13 protein-coding genes are annotated in these 22,845 nt (G+C 66.4%); 6 read left to right on the top strand and 7 right to left on the bottom strand.

Annotated elements, in window-relative coordinates; all coding sequences use genetic code 11:
- Position 1 precedes the first annotated feature (1 nt).
- The gene (locus LNV23_RS10445; RefSeq protein WP_263562927.1) at positions 2 to 8,926 is read left to right on the top strand and encodes a GH36-type glycosyl hydrolase domain-containing protein; all 8,925 of its coding nucleotides are present in this window, start codon (positions 2 to 4) and stop codon (positions 8,924 to 8,926) included.
- Positions 8,927 to 9,023: 97 nt separating this feature from the next.
- Here LNV23_RS10445 and LNV23_RS10440 read toward each other — a convergent pair whose 3' ends face one another.
- Positions 9,024 to 9,968, bottom strand: coding sequence for an OmpA family protein (locus LNV23_RS10440; RefSeq protein ID WP_263562926.1), 945 nt, complete (start codon positions 9,966 to 9,968; stop codon positions 9,024 to 9,026).
- An 86-nt stretch (positions 9,969 to 10,054) separates the two neighbouring features.
- Positions 10,055 to 10,417 (bottom strand): DUF4398 domain-containing protein, encoded by a 363-nt coding sequence (locus tag LNV23_RS10435; protein WP_263562925.1) that lies wholly within the window; start codon positions 10,415 to 10,417, stop codon positions 10,055 to 10,057.
- Positions 10,418 to 10,708: 291 nt separating this feature from the next.
- On the opposite strand from LNV23_RS10435, the gene LNV23_RS10430 reads away from it, so the two are divergent.
- Positions 10,709 to 11,026, top strand: coding sequence for a BON domain-containing protein (locus LNV23_RS10430; RefSeq protein WP_263562924.1), 318 nt, complete (start codon positions 10,709 to 10,711; stop codon positions 11,024 to 11,026).
- 155 nt (positions 11,027 to 11,181) lie between these two features.
- Positions 11,182 to 11,439, top strand: coding sequence for a CsbD family protein (locus LNV23_RS10425; protein WP_263519349.1), 258 nt, complete (start codon positions 11,182 to 11,184; stop codon positions 11,437 to 11,439).
- A 47-nt stretch (positions 11,440 to 11,486) separates the two neighbouring features.
- On the opposite strand, the gene LNV23_RS10420 is transcribed toward LNV23_RS10425, so the two are convergent.
- From LNV23_RS10420 to LNV23_RS10410, 3 genes are all read right to left on the bottom strand, one after another.
- Positions 11,487 to 12,557, bottom strand: a complete 1,071-nt coding sequence (locus LNV23_RS10420; protein WP_263562923.1) for an AI-2E family transporter — start codon at positions 12,555 to 12,557, stop codon at positions 11,487 to 11,489.
- 132 nt (positions 12,558 to 12,689) lie between these two features.
- Positions 12,690 to 14,438 carry an ABC transporter ATP-binding protein/permease gene (locus tag LNV23_RS10415; RefSeq protein ID WP_263562922.1) on the bottom strand — a complete coding sequence of 583 codons (1,749 nt, stop codon included), beginning with the start codon at positions 14,436 to 14,438 and terminating at the stop codon, positions 12,690 to 12,692.
- Positions 14,435 to 14,902 (bottom strand): PRC-barrel domain-containing protein, encoded by a 468-nt coding sequence (locus LNV23_RS10410; RefSeq protein WP_263562921.1) that lies wholly within the window; start codon positions 14,900 to 14,902, stop codon positions 14,435 to 14,437. The genes LNV23_RS10415 and LNV23_RS10410 overlap by 4 nt, the downstream gene beginning before the upstream one ends.
- Before the next feature lie 171 nt (positions 14,903 to 15,073).
- Between LNV23_RS10410 and LNV23_RS10405 the strand changes: the two genes are divergently transcribed.
- The 3 genes from LNV23_RS10405 (at position 15,074) to LNV23_RS10395 (ending at position 18,612) form a co-directional block, all read left to right on the top strand.
- Complete coding sequence (locus tag LNV23_RS10405) at positions 15,074 to 15,283, top strand: hypothetical protein (protein WP_263562920.1); 210 nt, start codon at positions 15,074 to 15,076, stop codon at positions 15,281 to 15,283.
- Complete coding sequence (locus tag LNV23_RS10400) at positions 15,280 to 15,420, top strand: hypothetical protein (RefSeq protein WP_263562919.1); 141 nt, start codon at positions 15,280 to 15,282, stop codon at positions 15,418 to 15,420. The genes LNV23_RS10405 and LNV23_RS10400 overlap by 4 nt, the downstream gene beginning before the upstream one ends.
- A gap of 75 nt (positions 15,421 to 15,495) precedes the next feature.
- Positions 15,496 to 18,612, top strand: a complete 3,117-nt coding sequence (locus LNV23_RS10395) for a prolyl oligopeptidase family serine peptidase (protein WP_263562918.1) — start codon at positions 15,496 to 15,498, stop codon at positions 18,610 to 18,612.
- Positions 18,613 to 18,866: 254 nt separating this feature from the next.
- Here LNV23_RS10395 and LNV23_RS10390 read toward each other — a convergent pair whose 3' ends face one another.
- A complete protein-coding gene (locus tag LNV23_RS10390; protein WP_263562917.1) occupies positions 18,867 to 19,703 on the bottom strand; it encodes a hypothetical protein in 837 nt (278 codons plus the stop codon).
- A 647-nt stretch (positions 19,704 to 20,350) separates the two neighbouring features.
- Positions 20,351 to 22,402 carry an AAA family ATPase gene (locus LNV23_RS10385; RefSeq protein WP_263562916.1) on the bottom strand — a complete coding sequence of 684 codons (2,052 nt, stop codon included), beginning with the start codon at positions 22,400 to 22,402 and terminating at the stop codon, positions 20,351 to 20,353.
- Between the last annotated feature and the right edge of the window lie 443 nt (positions 22,403 to 22,845).

The following is a 22,845-nucleotide window of genomic DNA, read 5'->3' as shown; positions in this document are numbered from 1 at the left end:
CATGGGCCGACTGCATCGCTTGAACGTCGGGACCTGGCTGGCCCGGCATGTCGGCCCGGCTTTCTTCTTCCTGACCGCCGCCGAGCCGGAAGCACCGGCTCTGCTCAACGACATGCTGGACCCGCAAGAGGGCCCGGTGCTGGCACCGATACGTTCCGAAATCTTCGGCCAGCAGCGCTTTGCCCAGCATGGCCGCAGCCTGGCGGCCACGCACCGGGTGCTCGCGGTGCACGAGCAGCGCCGCGGCCAGACCTTCTTCCCGCGCCTGCGCAGCAATGTCGCGAGCCTGCGCCGGGCCCACCGTTTTCTCGCCGCCCAAGCCAGCACCGGTTTTGACATCAGCCCGGCCGCCGAATGGCTGCTGGACAATTTCCATCTGATCGAGGCCCAGCTCAAGGAAGTCCACGAAGGCCTGCCGCGCCGCTATTTCCGCGCCCTGCCGGTGCTGCAAGACCCGCCCCTGGCCGGCCTGCCGCGCGTCTACGGGGTGGCCTGGGCTTTTGTGGCCCACACCGACGGTGCCTTTGACGAAGAGCTGCTGGTGCACTTTCTGTGTGCCTACCAAGAGGTGCGGCCGCTCAATCTGGGTGAGATGTGGGCGCTGCCGACCACGCTGCGCGTGGTTTTGATCGAGAACCTGCGCCGCCTGGCCGAACGCGTGGCCGGCCAGAAGGCCGCACGTGAGCTGGCCAACCAATGCTGCGACCGAATCGAGCGCCTGGGCCTGGCCGAGCTCGACCAGCAGCTCGCCGGCCTGCGCCAACGCGGCCTGGACCAGGCCTTTCTGGCGCAGATGGCGCAGCGCCTTTTGCACCGCACCGGCAGCGACGGCCCGGTCGCGGACACGCCCTTGCAGCAGGCCGGTGCCGAACTGCGCCGCGCTTGGCTGCTGCAGGCCTTGCCCGACCCGGCCGGCGCGCAGCTGCAACAGGCCGCCGAGCAAACCGCCGACAACCTCAGCGTCAGCAATGCCGTCAGCTCGCTGCGTGTGATCGGCGAGGCCGACTGGCCCGAGATCGTGGCGCGCAGCAGCCCGCTGATGCAGCTGCTCTTGAACTGCGACAGCTTTGCCGCCGAACACAGCCGTACCCGCGACCAAACCCTGCACGGCATCGAGACCCTGGCGCGGCGCTGCGGCCGCAGCGAGCTTGGCGTGGCGCAGGTGCTGATCGACGTGATGCTATGCCCGCACGCCGGCGGTGCGCCCGTGCCGCCCCATGCCCAGACCGCCGGCCACTGGCTGCAGGGCGAAGGCCGCCCCGCCCTGCTGCAGGCCCTGGGCTTGCAGGAATCGGCCAGCCTGCGTTGGCGGGCCGCCCTGCGCCGCCATGCCCTGGTCCTTTATCTGGGCGGCTTGGGCCTGGGCTGCGCTGCTTTGCTGGCCGGTCTGGCGCGCTTCGATCCCGCCCTGGCCGCGGCCCCCTGGCCCTGGCTGCCGGCCTGCCTGGCGCTGATGCTGCTGCCGGCCTCGGAAGCCTGGCTTGCCTTGATGAACCGCCTGCTCAGTGAATCGCTGCGGCCGGCCCAGCTGCCGCGCCTGGCCCTGGCCGAGGGCATTGCGCCGACCCAGCGCGTGCTGGTGGTGATGCCGGTGCTGCTCAGCGACGCCGCCACCATTGCCGAATTGGCCCACCGCCTGCAGCTGCACCAGCTGGCCAACCCGGAAGCACAAGCCCAGTTCGCCCTGCTCAGCGACTGGGCCGATGCCGACAGCGCCAGTCTGCCCGGCGATCAAGCCCTGCTCGACGCGGCCGTGGCCGCGATCCGCGCCCTCAATCTGGCCACACCGGTGGCCGCGGGCGCCCCGGCGCGCTTTCTGCTGCTGCACCGGCAGCGCCGCTTCAGCGACAGCGAGCAACGCTGGATCGGCTGGGAGCGCAAGCGCGGCAAGCTGGAGCAGTTGGTGGAAGCGCTGGCGCAAGGCGAAAACAGCGGCCTGGCTTTCGCCGACCTGGGCCCGCTGTCCCAGACCGCACCGCACACCCGCTATCTGCTGACCCTGGACAGCGACACCCAGATGCCACCGGGCCGCCTGCGCGAGCTGGTGGGCGTGGCCGCACACCCTCGCAACGAGCCACGCCTGAGCCCGGCCGATGCGGCCGGCCAGACCGGACCGCGCCGGGTGGTGGCCGGCTACGCCATCCTGCAACCGCGGGTGGTCACGCCGCTGCCGGCGCGCGGCGACTTCACGCCCTACCACTGGCTGTTCGCCGGCCAATGCGGCCTCGACCCCTATGGTTCGGCCAGCTCCGAGACCTACCAAGACCTGTTCGACGAAGGCAGCTTCACCGGCAAGGGCCTGCTCCATGTGCAGGCCCTGCAAGCGGTGCTGAACGGCCGCCTGCCCGAGGGTCAGGTCTTGAGCCATGACCTGCTGGAAGGCGCCCTGGCCCGCTGCGCCGCCGTCAGCGACATCAGCCTGGTCGAGGACGCGCCGTTTCACGCCGATGTGGCCGCCTCGCGCGTGCACCGCTGGATCCGTGGCGACTGGCAGCTGCTGCCTTTTCTGCTGCCGCGCCGCTGGAGCCGCCAGGCCCTGCGCCTGGGCGCGCTGAACCGCTGGAAGCTGCTCGACAACCTGCGCCGCTCCCTGGTGGCGCCCGCCTCCCTGCTGCTCTTGCTGCTGTCCCTGGCCCTGCCCGCGGGCCTGTGGCTGGCGCCGGGCCCGGCCCTGGCCCTGGTGCTGGCCGCCCATCTCGCCGGGCCCTTGCTGGGCGCCTTGGCCGGCTTGCTGCCCAGCCACGGCGGTTTTGCGCCGGGCCATTTCTGGCTGCGCGGTCTGACCGAGCTGGCACGCGCCCTGCTGGGCAGCTTGTGGCAGCTGGCCCTCTTGCTGGAACAAAGCGCCCTGGCCCTGGACGCCATCGTGCGCGCGCTCTGGCGCAGCGGCCACAGCCACCGGCTGCTGCTGCAATGGACCACCGCGGCAGCGGCTCAAGCGGCAGCCGCGCGCAGCTGGCCGGCCGTGTTCGCCCGCCACCGCCGCGCCAGCCTGGGCGCCTTGCTGGCCCTGGCCGGCCTCTTGCTGGCCGGCACCGAGGCGCCGGCTCTGGCCACGGCCTTGTGCCTGCTCTGGGCCGCCACGCCGCTCTGGATCGGCTGGGCCAGCCGGCCGCAAGGCCTGATCGGCGGCCGCCGGTCCGAGCGCGTCAGCCTTCAAGAGCGCGCCTATTTGCGCGGCATCGCGCGCGACACCTGGCGCTTCTTCGAGCGCTGCGTCGGCCCGCAAGACCGCCACCTGCCGCCCGACAATCTGCAGATGCTGCCGCAGGAGATGCTGGCCCATCGCAGCTCGCCGACCAATATCGGCCTCTATCTGCTCAGCGTGGCCTGCGCACGCCAGTTCGGCTGGATCGGCACGGAGGAATTGATGCGCCGCCTGCAGGCCACGCTGGACAGCCTGGGCACGCTGGAGCGCCACCGCGGCCACTGGCTGAACTGGTACGACACCGAAACCGGCGCCGCCCTGCTGCCGCGTTATGTCTCCACCGTGGACAGCGGCAACCTATGCGGCCACCTGCTGGCGGTGGCCCAGGCCTGCCGCGCCCTGGCTCTGGCACCCTATGCCGCCGAGCCGGCCGCCGCTGCGGTACAGGATTCGCTGCAGCGCCTGCGCGAGCTGGCACCGCTGTGGCCCGAGCAGCCACAAATCATGCTCAACCAGGGCTTGATGCGCCTGCTGCTGATCGAAGACCCCTTGCAGGAAGCGCGCCGCGCGCCACAAGCTTTTGAGCAGCTGCTGCGCGAGGCCGCCGAGGGCATGGACGCGCTGAACCGGCCCGGGCCAGGCATCGATCCAAGCTCGGCGCGCCAGCGCCTGGCCTGGCTGCTGATCGATCACCTGAACACCTTGCGCTCGGCCCTGGAGGACCAGCTGGCGGTTTGCCTGCCCGCTGCGCAGCAAGCCGCCAGCGCCCGCCTGCTGGCCCTGGCGCAGCGCTGCGAGGCCCATGCCGGCGAGCCCGACTTTGCCTTCCTCTACCACCCCAAGCGCCATTTGCTGCACATCGGTCTGCGCGTCGCCGAGCAAGAACTCGATGCCGGCTTCTACGACTTGCTGGCCTCGGAGTCGCGCCTGACCAGCCTCTGGGCCATGGCCAAGGGCGATGTGCCGGTGCGCCATTGGGCGGCGCTGGGCCGGCCTTTCTTCGCCGTCGGCCTGGCCGCGGGCCTGCGTTCCTGGTCGGGTTCCATGTTCGAGTACCTGATGCCCAGCCTGATGCTGGACGAGCCGGTGGGCAGCGCCCTGCGCGAAGCCTGCCGTGCCGCCATCGAAGAGCAGATCGCGTTCACGGCCGCGGCCGGCCTGCCCTGGGGCATTTCGGAGTCGGCCTATGCCGGGCGCGACCACAGCCTGGCCTACCAGTACGCGCCGCAGGGCGTGCCACGCCTGAGCCTGCGTCGCACGCCGCCCGACGAGCTGGTGATCGCGCCCTACGCCACCGCCCTGGCCGCGCAGCTGGAGCCGCAGCGAGCCTGCCGCAACTTCGAACGCCTGGAAGCGCTGGCGGCGCGCGGCCGCTACGGTTTCATCGAAGCCTTGGACTTCAGCCCCGCCCGCCAGGGCCAGGAGCAAGGTCCGGGCCTGCCCCAGGCCGGACCGGCCGGCCATGTGCCGGTGGCCACCTTCATGGCCCACCACCAGGGCATGAGCATCGCCGCCCTGGCCAATGTGCTGCTGGCCGGCCAGGTACAGCGTTGGGGCATGGCCTGCGCGCCGTTGGAGGCGGTGGCCTCGCTGCTGCATGAGCGCTCGCCGCGCGAGATTTCGCGCCTCTACCAGGCGCCCGCGCTGCTGCCGGCCCAGGTTTTCGAGCGCCGCGCGGGCGGCCTGCTGCGCGAGGTCCACCCGGGCATGGCGGCGATCGAGCCGAGCCAGCTGCTGTCCAACGGCCGCTACCAGCTGAGCCTGCGCCCCAACGGCGCGGGTGCGTCGAACCTGGGCGCCATGGGCCTGAGCCGGCGCCGCGACGACGCCTTGCGCGACGAGTACGGCAGCTTCTTCTTCCTGCGCGGCCTGGACGCCGCGGCGTCGCAGCGCCTGGTCTCGCTGACCCAGCACCCGGCGCCCGATGCGGCCGCCCATTACCGCTGCAGCTTTCACCCGGACCGGGTCTGCCTGAGCGCGCGCTGGCCGGGTCTAAGCAGCCAGCTGACCGTGTGGATCAGCCCCGAAGACGATATCGAGTTCCGCCAGGTGGAGCTGCACAACCTCGGTGAGCAGGACTTGGAGCTGGAGCTGATTTCGGCCTTCGAGCCGACCCTGGCCGAGCCGCGCGCGGACGAGGCCCACCCGGCCTTCAGCAACCTGTTTTTGCGCGCCGAATGGAACCCGCAGCAACAAGCCCTGCTCTGGCAGCGCAAGGCACGCCTGCCCGGCGAGCCGGAGCTGCACCTGGCGCATTTCCTGACCGAGCTGGTGCTCAGCGAAGACAGCGACGCGCCAGCCGAACGCGGCTCGCTGCTCGGCCTGGCCGTGCAGACCGACCGCCAGCGCTGGCGTGGGCGGCTGCGGCCCGCCAGCCAGCCGCTGGGGCAGCTGCGTGCCGTGCCCGGCGGCCGGGAGTCGGTGACCCTGGACACCGGCCTCGATCCGGTCTGCGTGCTGGCCACCCGGCTGCGCATTGCCCCAGGCGCGAAACTGACCCTGACCTTTGCCACGGCGGCCAGCCATCTGCCCGGCCTGCTCCATGCGGTGATCGACAAATACCGCCAGGCCGCCCATGTGCAGCGCGCCTCGCTGATGTCGGCCACGTTGACCGGCATCCGTCTGCGCAGCCTGCGCATCAGCCCGGCCAATCTGGCCGCCGCCCAGACCCTGAGCACCGCCTTGCTGATGAGTTTGAGCCGACCGCATCTGGCCCAGGCGGGCGCTGCCGGCTCCGGCACGGCCCCGGATGCCTGCGACCGCAGCCTGCTCTGGCGTTTCGGCATCTCCGGGGACCAGCCCATCGTGCTGGTGCAAGCCGGCGTGATCGAAGGACTGGGCCTGCTGCGCAGCCTGGCGCAGGCCATGCGGATCTGGGCCTGGGCCGGTGTGGCCTGTGATCTGGTGGTGGTCAATGGCGAGGCTGCGTCCTACCAGCTGAGCTTGCAGCGCGAGATCGCGGCCTTGCGCGAGCGCCATCTGGCCGAGTGCAGTGCGCAAGCGCAAATGCAGCAGCCCCCAGGCCAGCCCAGCCGCAGCGGCTTTCATCTGCTGCGCGCCGAGGAACTGAGCGCTGCCGAGTTCGCCAGCCTGCGCAGCCTCGCCTGCATCACCCTGGATGCCGACGGCCGCCCCCTGCACCACCATGTGCAGGCCTGGGCCGAACAGTTCGAGACGGCCTGCGCACTGCGCCAGGACGGCGGAGCACTGAGCGTGCAGCTGCGCCCCATGCCGACACAGCAGCAGGCCGCACCAGGCCAGTTCAGTGCCGACGGCAGTCACTTTGAATTCGAGGTCAGCCCCCGGCAGCGGCCCGATCGACCCTGGATCAATGTGCTGGCCAATGCCGGCTTCGGCTGCCAGGTCTCCGACAGCGGCGCCGGCTACAGCTGGGCCGTCAACAGCCGCCTGCATCAGCTGACGGCCTGGTCCAACGACCCGGTGGCCGACACGCCGTCCGAATGGTGCCTGCTGCAAGACGAGCGCAGCCAGGAGACCTGGAGCTTGTGCCCCTCGGCCTGGGGCGACGGCGGGCCGGCCCAGGTGCGCCACGGCCAGGGCTGGAGCAAGATCAGCCAGCAGCGCGGCAGCCTGAGCTGGACCCTGCGCTGGTGCGTGGACAGCCGCCTGGCGATCAAGCAGCTGCAGATCAGCCTGCACAACAGCGGCGAACGCGAGCGCCATCTGCGCCTGATTGGCCTGACGGAGTGGCTGATGGGGGCCAGCCGCAGCGAGCGCATGAGCAGCCGCTGCAGCCATCTCCAGCAAGGCGGCGCCACCGCCCTCTTGTGCACGCAGACCGAAGCCTCGGCCGGCTTCGGCCAGAGCACGGCCTTCCTGGCCCTGCTGCCACAGCTGGCGGGGACAGCCGGGGTGGCGGGCCAAGGCTTTGAGGGTGAACGACTGGACTGGACCTGCGACCGGCGCGAACTCTTCGACGCCCGCGGCCGCCTGCAGCTCCCGGACCATGGCGGCGAGGTCAGCGGCGCCGGCCTGGACCCCTGCGCCATGATCAGCCGCCGCTGGACCCTGGCCGCCGGGCAGCGCTGCGAGCACAGCTTTCTGCTCGGCCACGCCGACAGCCCGGCAGCGGCCCAAGCCCTGCTCGCTCAGGCCCTGCAGCAGCCACCGGCCGCCCGGCTCCAAGCGGCCCGCGCCAGCTGGGATGAATTGCTGAGCGCCACCGAGGTGCGCACGCCCGACCCCTTGTTCGACGCCATGGTCAACCGCTGGCTGCTGTACCAGACCCTGGCCTGCCGGCTCTGGGCCAAGGCGGGCTTCTACCAGGCCGGCGGCGCCAGCGGCTTCCGCGACCATCTGCAGGACGCCATGGCCTTGGCCTGGGCAGCGCCCGAGCTGCTGCGGGCGCAGATCCTGGAGGCCGCCGGGCGCCAGTTCGCCGAGGGCGATGTCCAGCACTGGTGGCATGCGCCGCTGGGCGCCGGCGTGCGCACCCATTGCTCGGACGACCTGCTCTGGCTGCCCCTGGCCTGCCTGCACCATCTGCGCGCCAGCGGCGACGCCGGCCTGCTCAAGGAGGAGCTGCCCTTTCTCGACGGCGTGGCCCTCCCCGAGCCCGGCGAAGACCGCTATGCCCGGCCGGGGATCAGTTCCCAGAGCGCAAGCGTCTACGAACACGCGGCGCTGTGCATCGACCACAGCCTGCGTGTCGGCGCCCATGGCCTGCCCCTGATCGGGACGGGCGACTGGAATGACGGCATGAACCTGGTCGGCCCGCAAGGCCGCGGCGAGTCGGTCTGGCTGGGCTGGTTTCTGTGCCGCCTGGTGGCCGACTTCGCGCCGCTGGCGATCGAGCGCGGCCAGGACGAGCGGGCGCAGCGCTGGCTCAGCGCCGCTGAGGGCTGGCGGCACGCTCTGCTGGACCAGGCCTGGGACGGCGCCTGGTACCGGCGCGCTTTCTTCGACGAGGGCCAGGCCCTGGGCAGCCACGCCAATGCGCAGGCCCGCATCGATTTGATCGCGCAGGCCTGGAGCGTGCTGTCGGGCGTGGCACCGCTGGCGCGGCAGCAAGAAGCGCTGGCCTCCATGGACGCGCTGCTGGTGGACGGCGAGGCGGGACTGATACGCCTGCTGGACCCGCCGTTCCAGGACGCGAGCGCGGAGTCAGCCACCCAGAGCAAGACCGAGGCCGAGCCCGCGCCCAACCCAGGCTACATCCAGGCCTACCCGCCCGGCGTGCGCGAGAACGGCGGCCAGTACACCCACGCCGGCGTCTGGGCCTTGATGGCACAGGCCGGCTTGGCCCTGCAGTTGCGCGAAGCCGCTGCACGCGATCCCGAGGCGGCCGCGGCGCTGCGGCAACAGGCCGATGCGGCCGGCGAGCAGGTGTACCGTTACTTCCGCTACCTGTGCCCAGCCCACCGGGCCAGCGACCCCGGGCAAGGCCCGGTCTACGGCACCGAGCCCTATGCCGTGGCCGGCGATGTCTACAGCGCTCCGCCCTACACCGGGCGCGGCGGTTGGAGCTGGTACACCGGCTCGGCCGCCTGGCTGCATCGCGCGGCCGTCGAGTCCATATTCGGACTGCGCCTGAGCGCCCGCAGCCTGATGCTGCAGCCCTGCCTGCCCGCGGCCTGGCCGCGCGCCGAGTTGAGCCTGCGCCGCCATGGCCGCCTGATGCACTTCACCTTGCTGCGTGGAGGCCAAGCGGCGGCCCAGGAGCTGGCCCAGGCCCAAGGTGCCCGGCTGCTGCAGCCAGGCGAGACGCTGGACTGGCTGGGCCTGCCGCAGGAGGCGCACTTCGTGCTGCCGATCTGAGGGCTGGAGCAGCTTTTCACTGCAAGGAAAACAGACAGACCCAGAAGAAAAAAAGCGGCCGAGGCCGCTTTTTTGTCATGCCTGCGGAGCTCGCCCCTCAACGTGCGGCGATCACCCCGCTGTCATCGGACAGCACGATCTCGACACGGCGGTTCAGCTGGCGGCCGGCGGCATTGTCATTGCTGGCCACCGGATGCGATTCGCCGAAGGACTGGCTGAGCAGCTGCTGGCCGTCCACGCCCTGAGCGATCAGAGCATTGCGCACAGCGGCCGCGCGGCGCGACGACAAGGACTCGTTGCTGGCATCGCTGCCGACGCTGTCGGTATAGCCCTCGATCTGGGCGCGGCGCTGCGGGTAGGCCTTCAAAAAGCCGGCCAGCTTGTCCAGGCTGCGCTGAGCGCCGCTCTTGAACTCGGCGCGGTTGGTGTCGAACAGCACATCGCCGATGGTGATGACCAGGCCGCGCTCGGTCTGCTTGGCGTTGAGCTCGCGGATTTGCGTCTCCAGCTGGTAGGTGCGGATGCGCGCCTCCTCGGCCTGCATCTGGGCCTGCTGCTGCACGGCCGCCGTCTGCGCTTGCGCGTTCATGCTGTCCTGCTGCGATTGCGCCGCTTGAGCCTGCGCCTGGCCGGCCTTGCGGCCGGCCCGATCAGCCTCTTCGGTGCGGGCCTGCAAACGGATCTGGTCGCGCCGCACATTGGCGCTGCCGATGGCTGCCTCGGCCACCTTCTGGCGGGTCGCCTCTTGGGCGATGGCGACCTGCTGCTTGGCCAGATAGGCCAGGTGGTTGACCTTGGCCACTTCGTCCTGCTGAGCCCAGGCGGCATCGGCCCGGCCCAGGGCGTCAGCGGCCAGCTTCATCTCGCCCGCTGCCATGGACTGGGTTTGCGGGTTGTCCTGGGCGGCGCGGTAGTCGCTGCGGGCTTCATCGAGCATGGCGTTGTTGCTGGGCAGGCTGCTGCAGCCGATCAGGCTGGCCGAGACCGCCAGCAGCGCGGCGCTGACCAGGGACAAGGAATGGATACGACGTGGGATCTTCATGGGAGCTGCCTTTCGAAATTGAAGGGAGGGCCGGCCGGAGCGCGGCGCCGCGAGTGCGGGAAAAGAGGGCAAGGCGGTCGCCGGCCTCATGGGCGCTTGCGGCTCAGTTCTTCGCTGAGCACGCGGCTGGACTCGGCCAACTCTTCGGCGGCCTTGCGCGCCTTGCCGGCACCGGCCTTCTTCTCGGCCAGCTGGGCATTGGCCTGGGCGTCCTGGGCCAGCCAGAGCGCGCGTTCGTAGTCCTTGTCGTTCATGGCCAGGCGGGCGCGGTCGAGCTTGTCCTGGGCGCTGCGCATGTCTTGCGGTGCCCACTGCACACCCCCGGCTGCCGTGGCACTGTTCAGGGCAGCCGCCGACACGGCCATCTGTTCGGTCGGCGGCGGCATGCTGGCGCAAGCGCCCAGCAAGCTCGCGCCGAGCAGCGCCAGGCTCAAGGTCGCTGAAAACAAGGGCGAACGCGGGGCGCTCCGCGCTGGTGCAGCTGCTCGCCCGATGGACCCGGGCAGCGAATCGGGTCTTGCAAGGAACTTCGACATGATGCGGTCTCCAAGGGTTTCGTAGACCTGCAAGCCTGGCGGCTGCCATGCGCTCGGTCGGTGCGTTAGAGAACACAGGCATGACGGTGGGTGCGACGGCCTTGCGTCCTACAGCGCCCTCAGTTGCCGGCCTATTCGCAGGGCACAAACCGCTGCCTACATTGAGCTGGACCTCTCGATTCCTTCACCCAACGAAAGCCACCCATGAAGAACTTGCGCACCCTCAGCGGAACCGTTCTCTGCGCCGGCCTGCTGCTCATCGGCAGCGGCTGCGCTGTCACCCGCGGCCAGGAAACCGTCGGCGCTTATCTGGACGACAGCGCCATCACCACGGCCGTCAAGGGCCGCTTTGTCGACAACAAGGACGTGGACGCCTCGGCCATCAGCGTGGAGACGCTCAATGGCACGGTGATGCTGTCCGGCTTCGCCAAGAGCGGCCGCGAAAAGACCACGGCCGAAACGCTGGCCTGGAAAGTGGTCGGCGTGAAGGCGGTCAAGAACGAGATCGCTGTACGGCCGTGACAAAGGGGCGCGGTGAATCGCGATTCGTGAATCGTGATTCGTGGGCAGCTATTGGCTCAGAACCCCACATCACCCATCCCCATCCCCATCCCCATCCGCATTCACGATTCACGATTCACCAATCACCCATCACCCACCACCCAAAGGACCCCCTCATGAACTGGGATCGCATTCAAGGCAATTGGAAACAAGCTTCTGGCAAAGCCAAGGAGCAATGGGGCAAGCTCAGCGATGACGACCTCAACATCGTCGCCGGTCGGCGCGAACAGATGGCTGGGCTGATCCAGGAGCGCTACGGCTTGCTCAAGGACGAGGCCGAAAAGCAGCTGGCTGCCTGGGAAGTCCGCGCCACCGATGGCTGGTTCAGCACGCCCAAGCCCAAGAGCGACGGCAAGGTGCCCGACGGCATGTAAAGCCAGCCAGGACCCAGCCCCCCTTGGGCCCTGTGCTGCGAGCCGGATCAGAGCAACATCTGATCCGGCTTTTCTTTGTTCGCCGCCGTACGAGCGGTCCACATCTGCACCAGGGTCAGACCCACGGCCAGCATGGGCGGGCCGATGAAGACGCCGATGAAGCCGAAGGCCGCGATGCCGCCGAACACGCCGAGCACGATCAGCAGCATGGGCAGGCTGCTGTGCCGGCTGATCAGCAAGGGCTTGACCACGTTGTCGATGCTGCTGATGGCCAAGAGGCCCCAGAGCAGCATGAACACGGCCCAGCCGGTCTGTCCCTGCTGGAACAACCAGATCGTGGCGCCGCCCCAGAGCAAGGGCGGCCCGACCGGCACCATCGAGAAGAAAAAGGTGGCCGCCGCCAGGGCCAGGGCGCCGGGAACACCGGCAATCCAGAAGCCGGCCAAGGCGACCGCGGCTTGCGCCAGGGCCGTGCCGAAGATGCCGTGCACGACGCCGGTCACGGTGTGGTCCACGGTCTCCAGAATCTCTTCGCCATGATCGCCAGCCAAGGTGCGCAGCATGGCGCGCAGGGAGCCGACCAGGCGCTCGCCGTCACGGTAGAAAAAGAACAGCACAAAGGCCGCAAACAGCATCTGGATCAGGCTCGAGGCCACCGCCCGGCCGGCCACCAGCAGCACGGTCTTGGTCGGCTCGATCAAGCTTTTGAGCAGGGCCACGAACTCATCGCGGCTGTCGGCAATGCGGTGCCAGTAACTGTCCAGGGGCTGGCCGATCAAGGGCAGCTCGCGCAGCCAGGCCGGGGGCTGTACGGGCCCGGCGTCCAACATATGCCGCAACCACTCCACGCCATGGGTGACATCGTCGGCCAGGCTCAGGGCCAAAAGGCTGCTGGGGCCGATCACCAACACCACCAGCAAGCTCGTCATCAGCAAGGCCGCGGCCGTCTCATGGCCACCGAAGCGGCGGCGCAGCCGCGCATACAAAGGCCAGCTGGACAGGCAAGCCACGGCCGAAAACAGCAGAGCCGGAATGAAAGGCTGCAGGATCTGGAAGCAGCCGACCACCACGACAGCCAGAGCGGCAAGTTGAAGGTATTGCTGCAGCTTGGGATTCACGAAACAGGCACTCCAGACAAGACGAGACAAGATAACAAATACCGCCAGCGCATCAGCATACCGGCCCCAATTCACGATTCACGATTCACGATTCACGACTCACCATTCACCCCTTCACCCATTCACCTCCCCTCACTCCCACCGATAGTCCGCCGCCGCACTCAGCCGCCACCCCCCGCCCTCGCCGGCCAGGTCCAGCACCTGGCTGTGAAAGCCAAGCAAGGCCTCGTGATGGCTGACGCTGATCGGTGTGATGGCCAGAGCGGCCAGCTGGCCGTAGAGCAAGGCCTCGTTGCCGCGGTCCAGCGCACTGGTCGATTCATCGAGCAGCAGGTAGCGCGGCTTGGCCAGCAGCGCCCGGGCGAAGGCCAGACGCTGCTGCTCGCCGACCGAGAGCACATGGGCCCAGTCCATCTGCGCCTGCAAGCCGCCGAAACGCTGGGCCAGCTGCGGCAGATTGACCCGCTCCAGCCACAACAGCAGCTCGGCATCGCTGATGTCACGCTCGGCCTGCGGGTAGAGCAGCTGGCTGCGCAAATCGCCCAAAGGCAGATAGGGCTGCTGAGGCAGGAACAGCATGTCCTCGCCGCCTGGGCGCAACACACAGCCCGAGCCGGTCGTCCACAACCCGGCCAAGGCGCGCAGCAGCGAGCTTTTGCCCGAGCCGCTGGCGCCGGCAATCAGCAAGCCGGCGCCGGGCTCGACCTGCAGACTCAGGGACTGGATCAGCAAATGCTCGTGACGCGGCGTGAACAGGGTCAGGTCTTGCAGGCCGAGCTGAAAGGCCGGCCGGCTGCTGATGCACTGCAGGGCCGGCAGGGGCGGCTCGGCCAGCGCCAGAGAAAAGGCATGCAGGCGCTCGATGCCAGCAGAGAAGCGGCTCAGGCCTTCGAAGTGCTCGACGATCAGGGTCAAGGCACTGAGGATGGCCGCAAACGCACCGGCCGCCTGCAGCGCCCGCCCGACCTCCAGCCGCCCGGCCAGCACATCGTCGGCAATGATGACGCTGGGCAGCAGCAAGGTCAGAAAGCTGTGGCCATATTGGAAGAGATTGAGGCGCAGCTGCCAGCGCAAGACCTGGCGGTAGTTGTCATAGAGCCGGCCAAACACGCGCTGCAGGGCCGAGCGCTCGCGTGCCTCGCCTTCGTGGAAGGCAATCGGCTCGGCATACTCGCGCACGCGCACCAGGGCAAAGCGGAAGTCGGCCTCACGCTGCAATTGCGCGAAGTTCAGGCCGATCAGACGGCGCCCGAACAGGCCGCCGGTGAAGACCGTGCCCAGCAGGGCATAGCCAAGCAGAAAGTAGACCAAGCCGCGCGAGATGGACCAAAGCACGCCGGCAAAAGCCAGCAGCTGCAGCAAGGCACCCAGCAGCACCATGGCAAAGAACAGCGACTGCTGGGTGAAGGCATTGATGTCCTCGGCGATGCGCTGGTCGGGGTTGTCGATGCCGGCCGCACCCATGCCAAGCCGGTAGTAGGCGCGCCCCTGGAAGTAGCGTCCCAAGAAATGCTCGCTCAGCCAACGCCGCCATTGCAGGGCCAGGCTGTCGCGCACGAAATAGTAGAAACCGTAGACCGGCACGGCCGCGGCCAACACGGCCGCAAAACGCCAGATCGTGGCCCAGAAGCGCGGCCCATCGCGGGCGGCCAAGGCCGAGGTGAATTCGCCCGTCTCCTGGTTGAACAGCACATTGAAGGCGGTCTGAGCCAGCAGGAGCGCGATCAAGAGACCGAGCATGGCCAAAGAGCGCCAACGGCCCTCGGCCACCCAGAACAGGCGGGCAATGACCCAGAAGCGCCGACCCAGGCCGGGGTTGAAACCGGCGGCCAGCGGCGCCGCCGACTCGGGCGGAGTCGGCGGCGCCGGTGTGGTGCTCAATGATTCAGCGCGTCCGCATAGGGCTTGCTGCCGTAGTAGGCGTGAATGCCGCGGGCCCACTCGGAGTCAGCCATATCGGGCCACTGGTCTTTGTCAAAGCCCGGGGCGTCTTGCAGGCGCTCGCGCTCGACGTTGAGCACGAAGCGCTTGTTGACGGTGTCCAGGCGCAAGGCACTCCAGGGCACGGCGAAGAGCTTTTCGCCCAGGCCCAGAAAGCCGCCAAAGGACAGCACCGCGTAGGCGACATGGCCGCTCTTCATGTCCAGCATCAGCTCCTTGATGTCGCCGAGATCGTCGTCACTGAGGCTGACCACATCGTTGCCGATCAAGGTGTCGGCACCCATCAGCTGCGGGCCGGGGCCGCCATGCTGACTCTTGCTATCGCCCAGTGCAGCCGAGCTGCGCAGCGAGGCTGTGTTCATACCCTTGTACATGCCGTAGGGATCGCGTTCTTCGTAGTTCATGGAGGCTCCTTAATGGATCGGGTTGGGGTGCTTGCAGACTAGGGCCATACCGCTCAGCTGGTCTGTTATCCAGCGCACAAAGCCCGGCCACGCTCGTGCGCTGGCGAACCGACCGGGCCGCCGGCCGGACCTATAAACAGCGGACACCCCTCTCCATGAAAGCGAGCCGCCATGAAAAACCGCCCCGTCCTCAGCCTGCCCAAACGACTGCCACCCAGCCCTGCCGAAGCGCGGGTGGGCGACCTCAACCACGCTTTCGATGAAGAACGCCAGCTGCCGCCGCAAGGCCGTCATGACGAACGACCCGACACCCTGGACGTCGAACGCGAGCAACACACGCCAGGCCGCGACCTCAGCAGCGGCACTGGCGCCTGCTCATGACCACGGGTTGGTGGCTGACTCTGCTGCTGATCGTGCCGACCTTCGGCATGGCGGCCTGGATGTGGTGGGTGGTGGCGCGCCTCAACCTTGACAGCCTGAGCCTGTGCGAACTGCCCGGTATGACGCGGGAAGAGTGAGTCGACCGGGCGGCACTGCGGCCAGGACGGTTATAAAGCTCAGCTTGATGACCATTCCCCGCGGGGACCGCTGCAATGTCCGGCTCTTCTGGTACGACCCCTATTCGGCGCGCCCACGCGCTGCCGCTGCTGCTGCTCGCAATGGGCAGCTGCTTCAGCCCGCACTTGCTGGCGCAAGAAGCAAACGCCGTCTCGGCGCCCTTGTTGGCCAGCGCCCAGGCCAAGCCCGCCCAGCGCGCGATCGACCATGCCTCCTATGCCGGCTGGCGCAGCATCCAGGGCACGGCCCTGAGCCGCGACGGCCAATGGGCGGCCTACGCCCTGGTGGGACAGGAAAGCGACGGCGAGCTGGTGCTACGCCGCCTGACGGACGGCCAGGAATGGCGCGTGCCGCGCGGCACGGCGCCGGTCTTCAGCGCCGACGGCCGCTTTGTTGCCTACGCCGTGCAGCCCAGCCGCGCCGAGCTGGACAAAGCCAAGAAGGACAAGAAAAAAGGTGAGGACGCGCCCAAGCCCGGCGCCGGCTGGCTGGACCTGAGCAGCGGCAAGCCCGAGAGCCTGGAGCGCGTCAAGCGCTTCGCCTGGGCCGAAGAAGGCGGCACCCAACTGGCCCTGCTCTTGGAGCCGGTCAAAGAGGCCGCCAAGAAAGACGAGGCCGCCAAGGCCAAGGCCGATGAGGCCGATGACCAGACCGCCACTGCCGCAGCCACGAACAGCGCCACCGGCAAAAAGAAAGACAGCGGCAGCGAGCTGGTGCTGATCAACACGGCCACCGGCCAGCGCCAAAGCCTGGACAAGGAAGCCAGCGATTTGGTCTGGTCGCGCAAGGGCGATCGACTGGCCTATGCCGTCAGCGTGAAAGAGCCCTCAGGCAAGGCCGACGCGGCCGCCACGGCCAAGGCGCGAGCGCGTGAAGGCGTCTACCTGCTGGAGCTGGGCGCGGAGAACGCCACGCCGCAAGCGCTGCTCGCCGGCGCTGGCAGCTACAAGCAGCTGGCCTTTGACCGCAGCAGCCAGCAGCTGGCCTGGCTGAGCAACCGCGACCATGTGGCAGCGCAGGCCGCCAAACCGGAAGAAAAGAGCGACGCCAAAGCAGACACCAAAGCCGAGGACAAAAAGGACAAGGCGGAAGATCCGACCCCATTCAAACTCTTCCTCTGGCGCGCCGATCAGAAGGCCGCACACACCGTAGCCAGTGCCGAAACCGCCGGCCTGCCCGCCGGCTGGGGCCCGAGCGAGCATGGGCTCTTGAGCTTCAGCAAAGACGGCCAGCGCCTGTTCCTCGGCACCGCGCCTGTGCCCAAGCCCGAGCCCAAGGACGCACCCGAGCCGATCAAGGTGGACCTCTGGCACTGGAAAGACCCCGAGCTGCAGTCGGTGCAGAAGGTCAAGGCCGACAAGGAACGCCAACGCAGCTACCGCGCCGTACTGCACTTGCAGGCGGCGGGCAGCGACAAGCCGCCGCGCCTGGTGCAGCTGGCCCGCACCGAGCTGCCCACCGTGGTGATCAATGACAACGCCGAGATCGCCCTGGGCCTGAACGACCGGCCTTATCAGATCGAAGAATCCTGGTCCGGCCAGAAGCAGGACGCCTATGCCGTGGACCTGAACACCGGCGAGGCCAAGCTGCTGGCGCGCAAGCTCAAGTTCACGCCCAAGCTCTCGCCGACCGGCCGCTATATGCTGGGCTACCAGGTCGAGGACCGCGGCTGGTGGGCCTGGGACACGCGCAGCGGCCAGGCGCATGCGCTGACCTCCAAGCTCAGCAAGAGCAGCGGCGTGCGCTTCGACAACGAAGAGCGCGACACGCCCGGGCCGGCCGAACCGTATGGCTCAGCGGGCTGGACCGAGGGTGATGCCAGTGTTGTGCTCTACGACCGCTACGACCTCTGGGCCGTGCAGCTGAATGACCTGAACGCTCGCAATCTCAGCCAGGGCTGGGGCCGCAAGAACGGCCTGCAGCTGCGCCAAATCGTGCTGGACAGCGAAGAGCCCGAGCACAAGCCCCTGCCCGCTGCCGGCCTGATGCTGGGCGCCACCCACCTGCTCAAGCGCGACACCGGCTTCTACCAGCTGCCGCTGGCCGGCGGCCAGCCGCAGCGCCTGCTGCATGCCGACAAGCTGCTGGGCACGGTGATCAAGGCCAAGCAAGCCGACACCCTGCTTTACACGCAGCAGAGCTTCAGCGAGTTCCCCGACCTCTGGGCCAGCAACACCGCCTTGCTCGCGCCGAAGAAGATCAGCCAGGCCAACCCGCAGCAGGCTGACTACCTCTGGGGCACGCAAGAGTTGATGGATTACACCAGCGCCGACGGCAAAAAGCTGCAAGCCTTGCTGACCAAGCCGGCGAACTTCGACCCGGCCAAGAAGTACCCGGTGATGGTCTACATCTACGAAAAGATGACGGACAAGCTGCACAACCATGTGGCACCGGCGCCGGGCCAGAACATCAACCCGACGCGCTATGCCAGCCAGGGCTATCTGGTGCTGCGGCCCGATGTGGTGTTCAGCGTCGGCCACCCGGGCCAGAGCGCCATGAACACGGTGCTGCCGGCCGTGCGCGAGTTGATCAAAAAAGGCTATGCCGACCCCAAGCGCGTGGGCATCCAGGGCCACAGCTGGGGCGCCTACCAGATCAACTACATGCTGACGCGCACGAATATGTTCCGCGCGGCGGAAGCCGGCGCGTCCATGGCCAATATGGTCAGCGGCTACGGCGGCATCCGCTGGGGCACCGGCATCAGCCGCGCGGTGCAATACGAGCAAGGCCAGAGCCGCATCGGCGCCACGCCCTGGGACAAGCCGCAGCTCTATCTGGAGAACTCGCCCATCTTCCAGATCCACAAGGTGCAAACGCCTTACCTCACCGTGCACAACGACGAGGACGATGCCGTGCCCTTCTACCAGGCCATCGAGTTCTTCACCGCCCTGCGCCGCTTGGGCAAGGAAGCCTACTGGTTCAACTACAACGGCGAGAAACACGGCCTGCGCGAGCGCGACAACATCAAGCACTACAGCCTGCACATGACCGAGTTCTTCGACCACTACCTGCTGAACGCGCCGCGCCCCAGCTGGATGGACCAACCTGTGCCCTGGCTGGAACGCGGCAAGCGCGATGTGTCGGAGGCCTACAAGCCCAAGGCCGCTGAAAGCGTTGGCAAGGCGGGCGCTGCGGCAGCCACGTCTCCGTAAACCGTTAGCCCATCAGCACAGCCCGGCACCGCAAGGTGGCCGGGCTTTTCTTTTGCGCCCAGCGCTCAGATGAATGAGAAAAACGAGCGCACAAAGCAAAAACCCCTGATCAGCTTTCGCTCATCAGGGGTTTCGCATTTTTGCAGCGTCTGTCTTCGACTTTTCAGTCTGCAAATTCGGCAGGCGAAGCCCGGTAACTTGCCTTTCGTAGGCACTTGCGACTTTGGCCAGCTCACCAGACAACAACTGCCGGCTCACACCGCCTTGGTCAACGCAAGAACTCGGATCACCTCGTCGTAGATCTCGGGCCAGTCTTCACAGATGTTCCCGCCGCGAATCAGGATTCCCACAAGAATGCCGTCGCGCCATATGAAGCCACCTCCGCCAACAGCATTCTGAGGATCCGCGAGGTCCATCTTGCAGCGGAGCACAGGCGGCTGGCCTTCCGGGTCGCGCCGATCAGTCGCTACATACTCAGTGAACACAAAGTGCTTGGAGGGCTTACCCGTTTCATCATCGACTTCACGGTATTCCATTCGGTCCAGCCCGGGTCTAAGCGTCACTCGATTGCTCACGCGCCCGTCTCGCTCGGCGAGGAGGATGCGGCCATAGCCACGGTCCTGAGCGATGTCGTGGGAACGGATCTGCAGCTGAATCACCCAGTCATTGGGGTCATGCTGGGTCGGATCTCGTCCGCTGGTCGTCTTGCTGGGCCACCGAAACTTCATGCCAAAGTGCGCGTCATAGTCGCGCGGCACCAAAAACCAATGGTTGTTCCACTTGCTAAGCGCGTATTTGTTGTAGTCGACCTTCAGGCCCGCAGGCTTTTTGTCACCACAATGCACGCTGTCACGGCAAAGCTCTTCTTGCCGTTCAGCTTCGGCCTTCAATCGGGCTGCAGTCTTGGCTTCTTCCTCCGCGCTGGGCTTGCAAGCCGCCAAGGTGAACAAGATCAGCGCGAAGCTGCCCGTGAGCAGGCCCCATCGAAAGGATGATCGAGGATGTGCCGCTGAACGGGTCTGCCCGCCAGCTTGCAAGGGACATCGTGAACTGCGATGCCTGAAGGTCAAATCCAGACCCGGCTTCTTCATTCTCCCAACTCTCCTTTTCCAATGGAACGGCCTTCGCTCCCTCGTCCTGAGCAGCCGAGACCGCTTAGGGTCGACCAATGTGGATGTCGTTTGTTTCGTCCCCAAAAATTCGAATGTCACTAACGATTCAGCGAGTCGTAGAAGGCCACAGAGTCAGCTGAGATCACGTGTCACTTGATTTTCGGCATCTAGGCTCAAGGCTGTCGCGTCCTTTGGGTCAGGGCTTTCCTGGACCGCAGTTGCAGCAACCGCATGCGGTCCCCATGTCTTGCACCAGCAAACCGATTCGTACGACCATTGGTACTACCGTATCTCCCGGATTCTGGCGCACCAACACGAACGCACACATCCGAGCGGACAAGAAAAAACCCGCCAAGTCAGAAACTTGGCGGGTTGATCTTTGCCTAACGAACGGTCTAGGACTTTGCGTTGGCGGAGTCGGAGGGATTGGAATTCATATAAAGATCAATTACTTACTTTATTGGATACCATCCCGTATCACCACCCGTACTACCAAATGTTGCGGAAGTGCACGGAGGACTGCGAACGTTGGCGCACATAGCGGCTCACAGCGGCCCACCACTTTGAACACAAGCGCAGGGTTCAGCCGATGCTTCGTGAGCGTCGCTCCTTCACTGCTCGGGAGATCAGTTCGGATCGGTGACAGGAGCGACCGTAGCAAAGCCATTTGCCAAAGCCTCGGCATCCAGCATCTTGACCACTGGCAGGTGAGCACGAACCGAACGGTTCACTGTGTAGTTAAGTGCCGCCTGCAAGACCGCTTTGACATTTGCAACGGCCAACCCTTGAACTGAAAGCACGGCTTGGTCCAAACCGCCCTCTACTTCCCAACCTTTGTCAGCCAGCCAGCCATGGACAAACGCTCGCAACGCTTCGCCCTGCGGCGGCAAGAAACCAACCTTCTCTGTAAAGCGTCCGCCGCGCAGTACCGCGGGATCTAGCATCTCCGGATGGTTCGTCGCCGCGATGTACAGCACATCGGGTGCCTTGCCGTGAGCGCCATCCATTACGGTCAGGAGCGTGTTGGTCGCTACGCGAGCGCCGCCCATTTTCCGGTCAGCAAGAATGTCGTCGGCTTCGTCAATAAAGATGATCGCTGGCCTGGCATCCTCGGCTTGGGCGCAGATTTCACCGATCTTGCTTGGGGCATACGCCAACTCAGAGCCATTCGTGATGAAAAAGGCCCACCCCGTCTCCTTTGCCAGGGCGCGAGCTGCTTCAGTTTTGCCTGTACCGGGCGGGCCATAGAACAGGATGCCGTCCGGAACGGTCGCCCCCACGGCCTCGGCATCAAAGATCTCCTTCATGCGCCAGGCCAGGCCGAAAAGGGTGTCGGAATGGCCAGGCTCCAGTGCCAGATCGTCCAGGCACTTGGTCGATTCTGGAAATGTTGAACGTTTCGCCTGGACTTCTCGAAGCGCACGCGCAAGGTCGTGTCTGTCAATGACACCTCCGGTTGGAGGCAGCACTTTTCCTGCCTGGTGCGCAATAGCCAGAAGACGCGCTGCTGAGAAACCGACCCAACGTTCAGCGGCCGCCCGAATCTCAGTTGGCAAAACTGAACTGAAAGGCGCCTCTCGCTTCAGGCCGTTCGTCAACAAGCCAATCCGAGCAGGCAAGTCCGGCGGCGGAAGTTCAATCTTGAAGTCGAACCTACCCTCGCGAATCGCAGCTACATCCAGGCGGTCCAAGAAATTGGTAGCAGCAATGACTACCACGCCGCGACCCCGAATCCGAACCATCTCTGTGAGGAACGCATTGGTCGTACGCTGACCGTCGTGGCTCGAGCCATCGCTGCGATCGCTGATAACTGAATCGACCTCGTCAATCAAGAGCACACACGGGGCTTGTCGCTCGGCATCTCGAAAGGCCTGAACGAGTTGTTCGGTCGTCTGACCCACCCACTTGCTACCGATGTCAGCGATTGAAACCGAAATGAAACCAACACCCAACTCTCCTGCCAATGCCTCCGAAATCGCGGTCTTGCCATTGCCGGGGCGGCTGTAAAGCAAGATGCCATTCGTAGCCTGTAAGCCGCTGGACAAGGCTGAGTGCCCCGCGTCAAGTAGGCGGCATTTGGCTGAAGCCATGCCAGCGAGGTCAGAAAAGCTGAAGCGAGGTCGAGCTATCGGGAACTTCAGCGCGGGTTCAGCCACGCGCTCATCGCCGGCCAATTCGGGCCCTAGCGCTCGCGTCCCTATCTCTTTTGTGTCACCCGGCTTGACTGCGCCGGCGGCCCACCGCTCCAGGCGCCAAAGCCCTTCTTCAATGGCGCGCAAAGATGGGTCTATCAGCCTCCAATGCACCCAACCGATCGTCGCCCCTGTGGCAATGAAGACCACCGTTGCCAGCGCAAATCCACCCAAAGCAATCCCCCAATGCCCGGCACCCAAGTTGGCCGCGGCCACGGCTGCCGCGTAAATGGAAGGAAACACCATCAGAGGCCGGACCAGTAGGCAAGGAATAACGATCCAAACCGCCACAAGCATCTTGTGTTCGCGGACCCAAGGCGACACATCACTGAGCAGCGATCCACATTGGGACCAGAAATCTGGAACCGGAGAACCTCTAAGGTAGCCATAGGCAAGCGCTGCTGGAATCGTGAGCAAAGACCAGCGGGCCAACCAGGCCATACGGTCTAAGAAATTGAGATAGGCCTCGTATACAGCTATCCCCATCTCTACGCCTCGATGGATTCTTGGGTGTCTTGGATGCATCAGTTCATGCTATCTATTCACTTTCTCCGTTCAAGTCCAGTCATTGCGATGCAGGCACCTTGCTGAAGCGGCTTGATCGGAATGTCGGACTACAAAGGCGATTTCAAATCGCGCTGACCACATTCCTATCGAGCGTCGCAGGGATTCTCGGAGGCAGCATGAGTTCAGCCCGATATGACTTGCAACATCCAAATGGAAGGGTGTAGCTGGCGTAGGGGCACAGTTGCTGTTGCACCATCGGCCATAGCCGCTGCATAGTTGGCTAGCGGTAGGCTATGTCCGCTTCAGGCCAGATCGGGTCATTCAGTCGCCTAGATCGTTCGGCAGCAATGTGCCCATTGCGGGTATTCGTCTTGGCTCGATCAGTTCACACAGTCGGCCACTACCCGACATTGGTGACAGGC

It is taken from the genome of Kinneretia sp. DJ1R-11, assembly GCF_025717595.1.
Lineage (GTDB): Bacteria > Pseudomonadota > Gammaproteobacteria > Burkholderiales > Burkholderiaceae_C > Paucibacter_A.
This window is presented reverse-complemented; position numbering and strand designations above follow the sequence as displayed.